Origin of the sequence: Tabrizicola sp. TH137 (assembly GCF_002855575.1) — a bacterium.
Classification (GTDB): domain Bacteria; phylum Pseudomonadota; class Alphaproteobacteria; order Rhodobacterales; family Rhodobacteraceae; genus Paragemmobacter.
The window spans coordinates 26,926-35,466 of sequence record NZ_PKRQ01000010.1; the positions used below are offsets into that span (position 1 = coordinate 26,926).

An 8,541-nucleotide genomic window follows, 5' to 3' on the forward strand; every position below is an offset into this window, starting at 1 on the left:
GTCAGGCCGATTTCGGCAGGTCAACCCCGTCCTGCGCCGCGTCATGCACAAGGCGCGGCCGCGGGCGCAGGAGGCTGGCCACCGTGTCTACGCCTGCACGTAGCGGCGAATCCATCAGGTGCGCATAGCGCTGGGTGGTCTGCATCTGGCTGTGGCCTAAGAGCTTGCCGATCATTTCCAGCGACGCGCCGCCGCTGACCAAGAGCGAGGCAAAGGTGTGGCGCAGGTCATGGATGCGGACGTCGGCCAGCCCGGCGTCCTTCTGTGCCTTGGCCCAGAAGCGGCGGATTTCCCGCACGGGCTGGCCGACAGTGTCGCCGGGGAACAGCCACGGGTTCCCGCGTGGCACCGCCTGCTGGCGCAGCCGCACGATGGCCGCGACGTCCTGCGAGATCGGCACGCGGTGGATCTTGCGCTGCTTGGTGGTCGAAGCGGGCTTCGACCAGATGGCATAGTCGAGGTTGAACTGTTCGAACCGCGCTGTTCGGACCTCGCCCACCCGGGCGCCGGTCAGCATGCACATGCGGATGATCGCCGCAGCGCGTTGATCCTCGGCGGCATCCAGCACGGCCGCCAGCCGGGTCAGTTCTTCCGGTGACAGGAACCGTTCGCGGGCGTGTTCGATGCGCCGATAAAACCCCTGCGCGGGGTTGTCCGTCCGCCATTCCCATTCCATCGCCAGCGTGAACATCTTGCGCAGCACCTCGCCCATGCGGTTGGCGCGGATCGGGGTGGGCTTGTGACCCTGCAGCTTGCGGGCCCGGTTGTTGGGCTTTGCCTTGCAGGGACGTGGCCGCCCCTCGGCCACGAAATCGAGGAACTTCGCGACGTCGGACTTGGTGATCTCCGTCACCAGCCGGTTCCCCCAGGCCGGTTCGACCATCTTCTTCAGCATCGAGACCTGATCGCCCGCATTGGTCTTGGCCAGTTTCGGCAGATGCTCGGCGATGTAGCGGTCGATCATGTCCGTGACGCGCGGGGCCCCGCGCCACTCGTCGCGCGCCGCCAGAGGATCCTGCCCCTCGTCAATGGCGCGGCGCAGTTCCTTGGCGCGTTCGCGCGCGGCCGTGACGCTCCATTCAGGCCAGCGCCCGATGGTCATCCGCCGCTGCCGACCGGCATGCCGGTAGTCGATGGTGAAGGTCCGCGCGCCCGAGGCCTGCACCCGGGCGGCGAAGCCGATCACCTCTGTGTCGAAGATCTGATAGCTGACGCCGGGCTTGGGTTCCGCCTCGCGCAGGGTTTTCTCATTCAGTTTCAGTCGTTTGACCATCCATCAAGCCTCCTTGCCCGACGACACAGGCGTAGACCCGCGCCACTAGCAAGTCGGACCACGGGGCCGGGGCCGGAATACAGGCGGAAGGTGGAATTGGGGGGGGATGAGCGTTCCGGGCCAGAAGACACAGGGGTTGAGCGAACTGGACCAGTGCGCTGGGATAGTAGCTATGTGTTTGCCTTAAGTTGTGAATGGATCGAGGCTCACTCCGGTAGTTGCAACTCGGATGGTTGCGGCCCATGCTCCGCGGCATGATCATTGGGCTAGGAACACCCCTAAATATTCGAGATGTCGATATCCTCTCGGCGGTACTCCGCCCTAAAAGAGATGACTGACCACCATGGTAATTGCGCTGACGCCGATCCGAGAGGGTGAGCTATGGACTGGGTCTACCTGGAGGATCGAAGACGAAAATGCGTTGGCTGGGCTGCTTTCTCGAGTGGCCATCGGCCAAGCCCGAGTTGCCGAGCGCATTCTGCACGAGGATGGTCTGGTTCAAATTGGCTACCCATTGGGCGGTTACGAAGGTGCGCGCAACCTCCTCAAGGTCGGCCCAAGTGGTGACCCGTCACATCGTGATGGATGGATGTTCCAGGTCATCTCTTGGATCGCCGCTCACCGCGCAGGCAGGTCGGCCTTGATCCGCTCGCCACATATGCGGCACGCAGACAAGGGCCTCGATGGCCTCTTGGTAGAGTTTGACGACACGGAAATCGCACGCGTCGTGATCTCTGAGGAGAAGGCAACGGGTAATGCTCGAACCATGGTCCGGGATCGGGTTTGGCCCGAGTTTCGAGACTTTGAGACGGGCAGACGGGATGCCGAACTCGTCGATGGTGTCTCAACGTTGCTTGCGGGTGCTGGGCATCCCAATCCCGATGCCGTGGTGGCCGCCATCTTGTGGACGGAGAAGCGGGCCTACAGGGTTGCGGTAACGATCGACGACACACACGCTTCGGAGAAAGGCCTCAAGGCTCTCTACAAGGGCTACGAGGCGGCAGTCTCCGGCGCGATCGACCGTCGCCGGGCGGAGGCCTTCCAAGTTCGGAATCTCCGGCCGTGGTTCGAAAGCATCGCCGTCAGGGCAACCGCCATCATCGATGCCGAGGAGGCCGCCATCAATGTATGACGAGAGGACGGCCGATCTGATCCGATCCGCCCCAGACCTTCCCGGCCTCGATCGAGATCGGTTGCCGGAACAACTGTCGCAAGCGTTTGCTGAGATCGTGTCGGCCCGCATCGCATTGCGCGATACCGAGACCCCTGCGGGCGACATCAGCGAGACCATCGCGTTCGCGCGTAAGCTCGCCGCGACCAATGAGGTGTTGGTTACGACGAGTCCTGAGCGCGAAAACCGTCGTGCTGCAAGCTTCGTGGCAGCGTCCGCGCATCAACTTGTTCACCAGGCCGAAGCTCTTCTCGGCTTGGCTTCGAGGACTACTACATTCACAGCGGACGCGATCAGTTCCGACGTGTCTGCAATGCTGCTTTTTTTGATCGCAGGCTCGTCTGCCGACGCCACCGAGGTCGCGCGGGCGCTTCGGTCACCGGCGGAAGATCGGCTTCAGCACGAACTCGTACTGAACCTCGGCTGGTTAGCGCGTGGAATGATTGGGACAATCCTCAACCAGGAGCGACGTCCGGCCACCGAGCTGGTCGCTGGCGAAGGCGTCGATGGCACGCGAGCCGCGAATGCGTTGTACCATCGACTTCTCGAAGGCGTCCGTGCCCTCGCGGCTGTCTTGGGAGGCATTCCGGACGCGGATCGGGACCGACCTGCCGCGATCTTTCGTGGCGTCGCCAGGTCAGCGAAACCAGACGATGCCATTGCAATCGAAGGCTTGCCACCGATGCCGATCGCCTCGTTTCCAGGTCCGTTCCACCTGGCGCGGCTTCTCGAAACGGCGACTTCGGCACTTCTCGAGGCGGCAGTCATAAATATCAACCCGCCGAACGGTGTGCCTGCGGATCGCTGGCATCATTCGATGGCACGAATCGCGAAGAAGAGGCCATACCTCTGGACTAACCATCTTGCCGCAATCAGGGCAGGCTATCTCGAACCAGGTACATCCTGTGCTGTTGGCTTTCCGACAGGCGCAGGTAAATCGACTACCGCTCAACTGAAGATCCACGCAGCTCTCCTGCGAAACCTGAAGGTGGTTTTCCTCGCGCCGACCCATGCGCTGGTCGATCAGACGGCCCGGGATCTGCGGGCTGCCTTCCCGAAAACCAATGTTAAAGGACAGCGAGCAGAGGAGTTTGAGGAAGGCACGCTGCTCGAAGAGCTGCCAGACATACTTGTTATGACCCCGGAGGCATGCCTCTACGCGAGTCACATCGAGCCTGATAGCTTCGCGGACGTCGGATTGCTGATCTTCGACGAATGCCATTTGATTCATCCGAAGACTGACGGGGATCGGCGAGCCATCGACGCGATGCTCTGCCTAATTCGCTTCACGCGAGTCGCCCCGGAGGCTGACCTCGTCCTCCTATCGGCGATGATGAAGAACACGGCTGAAATCGCTGAATGGCTTGGGGAGCTGACTGGGGGAGAACTGAAAGGGCGTAGATCAATCCCCCTTGACGACGTTTGGAAACCAACCCGGCAGTTGCGGGGCTGCGTCGTCTATCAGGCAAACGAAATCGAACATCTGAACCTGAAAATAGGGGAGGCCTGGAGGAATAAGACGACAAAATTTCCTCCTGTGGGGCTCAAGAGGGATCTACACGCGTCCCCATTAGGACTGTTCAGTCTGAAACAGACATGGGCCTCGATGAAACGCGACGATTACGCCCTGCTCTCGCTCTTGGATCATCAGGTTCTGCTAACTACGAACGACCGCTGGAGCCTCACCCCAAACTCGGGTGAGCTTGCGTCGCACATCGCGGCATCGGCATCAAAGGCTGGACTCCGGACCCTTGTATTCTCCCAGTCAATCCCGAACGCATGGTCGATCGCCAAAAAGGCATCGGCACTCATCGACGCTCCACCGACCGAACTCACTACAGCCGAAAAGGAACTATACGAGACGGCAGTCGATGAAATGGGCGACGCGGGTGATGTTTATCTCGCCGTCGAGAGCGATCTTCTGCAAAGCGCCGCGACGGCACATCATGGCCTTTTGCTTCCCTACGAAAGAGATTTGGCGGAGAGGCTTTACGGTAGGGACGACGGCCTGCGGGTACTCGCAGCGACCCCGACCTTGGCGCAGGGGATGAATCTACCTGCTGATTTGGTGATCATCGCTGAAGACAGCCGCTTCGATCGTGAAACGAACCGTCGCGACCTTCTCGATGCCGCTGCGTTGCTGAATGCCGCTGGGCGGGCAGGACGCGCGGGTCAAAGTGCGTCGGGTATAGTGCTGATTGTTCCTGGAAAGGTTGTTCCCCTGTCAGATGAAGAGGGAACGATTGGTGAGCAATGGACGCAGCTCCGGGAGGTCTTCAGCCAGTCCGATCAGTGCTTGGTGCTCGAGGACCCATTCGAAGCCGTTATGGACCGTGTCCATCACAAGGCGGAGGACGCCGGAGATCTGGAACGGTATGTCGTCAGCCGTCTAATGGAAACGCCCTCAGAGGGCGAAGACGGAGGCTCGCCTCGGGTCGATCTGTCCCGGAGTCTCACGGCGTTCCTAAAGCGTAAGGCGGGTGACGAACAGTGGGTCGCGAGCCGTACTGAGGCCGCCCTGTCTGTCATGTCCGGCGCCGATGAAGATGCTGTCGTGCTGCATCAGAGATACCGAGACCTCGCCTCCATGGTGGGTCTCCCAGAGGACGTGCTCAAAGCTTTGTCCGACGCGCTTGCCGCCGCCCCAGATGACATGGCAAGCACGGTGGCAGGGATCTGCGAGTGGATGTTCTCATGGGTGGAGGCCAATCCAGGCCACCTTTTCCGAATGATTAAGCCCTCGACCTTCGAAGATCTCTTTGGGAAGACCTACGGAGGCCTGGCATCTGATGCAGAAAAAGCGAAGTACGCGGTCCCCAAGATTAAGGCGGCTCTGCGACAATGGATGGACGGCGCGCCACTGAAAGAAATCCAGCCGACGATATCGCAGAATGGGGCTTCGGCGGAGTTCTCGCCTGACGCCCGCAAGTTTGTCATTCGCATGATCCCCGACCTGGCGCACGTGATGGGTTTGCCTTCTCGTATGATGCAGATATTCACCCCAGGAGGATCTGAGCCAAATACGGTGGAGGGTGCGGGCCCCCTCCTCCTCGCTCATGTCTGCGTTCGACGAGGGCTTCGAGATGCAGAGATGGCAGCATTTTCGATGTCGGGGGGAGCCTTGCCTCGAAGGGCGACCCATCGGGCGTTCGATGAGGTGCGCCCGCATGTGGCTGCAGCAAAAAGCGGCGAGACGCTTGAAAATCTCAAGGAAAGGGTTCGCGCGGGGAAGGAGCTCAAACAGGCAATAGAGGCGTTCTCGAATATTGACCTGGGTCCGTTCGACAGCAACCAGTTGTGACACAGAGGTACAATGACTGACGAGAAGATGAAGTTTACGCCAGTTCTCCGCCCTTCGCGTCATGACCGGTCAACGTGACATAGAGATGGTGTATCGCCTTTGATGAACATCGCTTGTCAACGTCTGGTCAACCCGCGAATGCGTTCCTAGGCGGACGTCTAGCCGTCGAAATCCGACCAGAGACGCCAAGCATTCTCGAAATACCACGCAATTTCAAAGACGTGTTCGCTAAGTTGCTGAAATCAAAGGGGTCATAGAAATCAAGAGGTTCGGCTCATAACCTGAAGGCCGCAGGTTCAAATCCTGCCCCCGCAACCAGCAAAACCCTACACAGGCCACCGTCCGCGGTGGCTTTTGTGTTTTGCGCCCCCAGCGCGAAATCCAGGATCGATGCCAAGGCGCCGTAAAGCGTCACCTGGGCCTCTCCCCGCTTTGCGCCGGGCGCTACCTCGATCCGCTGCACGAGGCTCCGGATGATCTCCATCGCCTGAGGTCGCGAGGCCTCATGGGTCAACAAGGTGCCGATGTCTTGCACTTTCCTGCTATAGAGTTCGCCGAGGTTCGGGTGGAACTCGAGGACTGGGATGGGATCTGCCTGTGTCAGCTGGCGCTCAAGGTCACGTTTGCGCGTCTCAAGCTCCTTGAGCTTCGCGCGGACACTGCCCGGGTCACCATCACCTTCGAGGATGAAGGCTAAAGCACGCTCGATGCTGCGCGAGACCTTCTCCAACTCCTTCTGCAGGGCGGGGCGGTTGTCGGTCCGGCTTCGGCGCTGCCGTTCCACTTCCGCGCGGAAACTTCCGGCGAACTCGGCAATCAGTTCGTCACGCCCGAGCAGGAGATTGTTGATTTCCACTGAGAGCTGACCCGGGTTTTCCATCGAGAAGTGACCCACCTTTGATTATGGATTTTGTGTCATGCTTGGGTCAATGCACGGTTTCACTCCTTCTTCTTTCGGGCTGCTGCGGCTGAACTTGCTTTGAAGCGGAAGCTGTCGTTTCCGGTTTCGAGGATGTGGCAGCGGTGTGTGAGACGGTCGAGCAAGGCCGTAGTCATCTTGGCGTCACCGAAGACCGTGGCCCATTCGCTGAAGCTGAGATTGGTGGTGATGGCAACGCTGGTGCGCTCGTAAAGCTTGCTCAGCAAGTGGAACAGCAACGCCCCGCCCGAGGCGCTGAACGGCAGGTATCCGAGCTCGTCGAGGATCACGAGGTCGAGCTTGGTCAGGCTTTCGGCAATCTGGCCTGCTTTACCCTTGGCCTTTTCCTGTTCGAGGGCATTGACCAGTTCGATGGTGGAGAAGAAGCGGACCTTGCGGCGGTGATGCTCTATGGCCTGGATACCAAGAGCCGTCGCGACATGTGTCTTGCCGGTGCCCGGTCCCCCAATCAGGACGACATTCTGCGCGCCGTCGAGGAACTCGCAGCGATGCAGCGTCCGGACAGTGGCCTCGTTGATCTCGCTTGCGGCGAAGTCGAAGCCCGAGAGGTCCTTGTAGGCTGGGAAGCGGGCCGCCTTCATGTGATAGGCGATGGAACGCACCTCTCGTTCGGCCAGTTCGGCCTTCAGCAGTTGCGACAGGATCGGGATGGCAGCTTCAAATGCAGGTGCGCCCTGTTCGATGAGATCCTCAACGGCTTGGGCCATGCCATACATCTTCAAGCTCCGAAGCATGATGACAATGGCACCTGCGGCAGGGTCATGACGCATGGCGACCTCCTGCGGCGATCTGGCTGCGCAGGGCGTCATAGCGTTCCACATTGGCCTTGGGTTCACGCCGTAGGATCAATGCTTGTGGAGTATCCAGTGGCGGACCACCGATCACCTTGCCGTCGACAAGGCGGTGCAGGAGGTTCAACACATGGGTCTTGGTGGGCACGCCCTCGGCCAAGGCCAGTTCCACGGCGGTCAGCACGGCCTGCTCATCGTGCTGCAAGACGAGTGCGAGGATGTCGACCATCTCGCGATCACCACCGGGCTTACGGAGCATCTGATCCTGCAAATGCCTGAAGGCAGATGGCAATTCCAGAAAGGGGGCGCCATTGCGAAGAGCCCCGGGCTTCCTTTGGACAACCGCCAGATAGTGCCGCCAGTCATAGATCGTCTTCGGGGGCGACTTGTGGCTGCGCTGGATCAGGCGGACATGCTCGCACAGGATGTTGCCCTCCGCCGCCACGACCAACCGGTCTGGATAGACCCGCAGACTGACAGGTCGGTTCGCGAATGATGCCGGAACGCTGTAGCGATTGCGCTCGAAGCTGATCAGGCAGGTGGGTGAGACACGCTTACTCACCTCGACAAAGCCGTCGAACGCCACTGGCAGAGGCATCAAGGTCCTCTGTTCCGCCGCCCAGACATCGGCGATGGTTCCGGGCAGCGTGCCATGGGCGGTCTCATGCCACAGGTCGTGGCAGCGTTCTTCCAGCCAGGCGTTCAGTCCCGCAAGATCAGAGAAGTTTGGCATGCACTGCAACATCTGGTGACGGGCGTCACGGACATTCTTCTCGACCTGCCCTTTCTCCCAACCCGCCGCCGGATTGCAGAACTCGGGCTCGAATACATAGTGGTTCGCCATCGCCAAGAAGCGGATGTTGACCTCACGGGCCTTTCCGCGGCCCACACGATCCACCGCCGTCTTCATATTGTCGTAGATGCCCCGTTCCGGCACGCCGCCGAAGACCCGGAACGCGTGCCAGTGGGCATCGAACAGCATCTCATGGGTCTGCAAAGGATAGGCGCGCAGGAGAAAGGCCCGACTGTGCGACAGCTTGATATGGGCGACTTGAAGCTTCGTGC

Annotated in this window: 6 protein-coding genes; 2 read left to right on the top strand and 4 right to left on the bottom strand. The window is 60.4% G+C overall.

All coding sequences use genetic code 11. The features are described from left to right. Position 1: 1 nt before the first annotated feature. The gene (locus C0V75_RS20890) at positions 2-1,273 is read right to left on the bottom strand and encodes a site-specific integrase (RefSeq protein ID WP_101922931.1); all 1,272 of its coding nucleotides are present in this window, start codon (positions 1,271-1,273) and stop codon (positions 2-4) included. Positions 1,274-1,715: 442 nt separating this feature from the next. Here C0V75_RS20890 and C0V75_RS20895 point away from each other — a divergent pair, with 442 nt between their 5' ends. Both C0V75_RS20895 and C0V75_RS20900 read left to right on the top strand, forming a co-directional pair. Next, the gene (locus tag C0V75_RS20895; RefSeq protein WP_254216552.1) at positions 1,716-2,405 is read left to right on the top strand and encodes a hypothetical protein; all 690 of its coding nucleotides are present in this window, start codon (positions 1,716-1,718) and stop codon (positions 2,403-2,405) included. Next, positions 2,398-5,745 carry a DEAD/DEAH box helicase gene (locus tag C0V75_RS20900; protein ID WP_101922933.1) on the top strand — a complete coding sequence of 1,116 codons (3,348 nt, stop codon included), beginning with the start codon at positions 2,398-2,400 and terminating at the stop codon, positions 5,743-5,745. Before C0V75_RS20895 ends, C0V75_RS20900 begins: the two co-directional genes overlap by 8 nt. Before the next feature lie 274 nt (positions 5,746-6,019). Here C0V75_RS20900 and C0V75_RS23095 read toward each other — a convergent pair whose 3' ends face one another. The 3 genes from C0V75_RS23095 to istA form a co-directional block, all read right to left on the bottom strand. Further along, positions 6,020-6,640, bottom strand: coding sequence for a hypothetical protein (locus C0V75_RS23095; protein WP_158241909.1), 621 nt, complete (start codon positions 6,638-6,640; stop codon positions 6,020-6,022). A 44-nt stretch (positions 6,641-6,684) separates the two neighbouring features. After that, complete coding sequence (istB, locus tag C0V75_RS20915; RefSeq protein WP_101922935.1) at positions 6,685-7,455, bottom strand: IS21-like element helper ATPase IstB; 771 nt, start codon at positions 7,453-7,455, stop codon at positions 6,685-6,687. Further along, on the bottom strand, positions 7,445-8,541 hold a 1,097-nt coding region (gene istA, locus C0V75_RS20920), incomplete at its 5' end, for an IS21 family transposase (protein WP_101922936.1). The genes istA and istB, both read right to left, overlap by 11 nt.

What these genes read in the sequence shown, in the direction of transcription:
- C0V75_RS20890 (WP_101922931.1), bottom strand. Translation starts at nt 1,273, where the DNA reads ATGGTCAAACGACTGAAACTGAATGAGAAAACCCTGCGCGAGGCGGAA.
- C0V75_RS20900 (WP_101922933.1), top strand. Translation starts at nt 2,398, where the DNA reads ATGTATGACGAGAGGACGGCCGATCTGATCCGATCCGCCCCAGACCTT.
- istB (WP_101922935.1), bottom strand. Translation starts at nt 7,455, where the DNA reads ATGCGTCATGACCCTGCCGCAGGTGCCATTGTCATCATGCTTCGGAGC.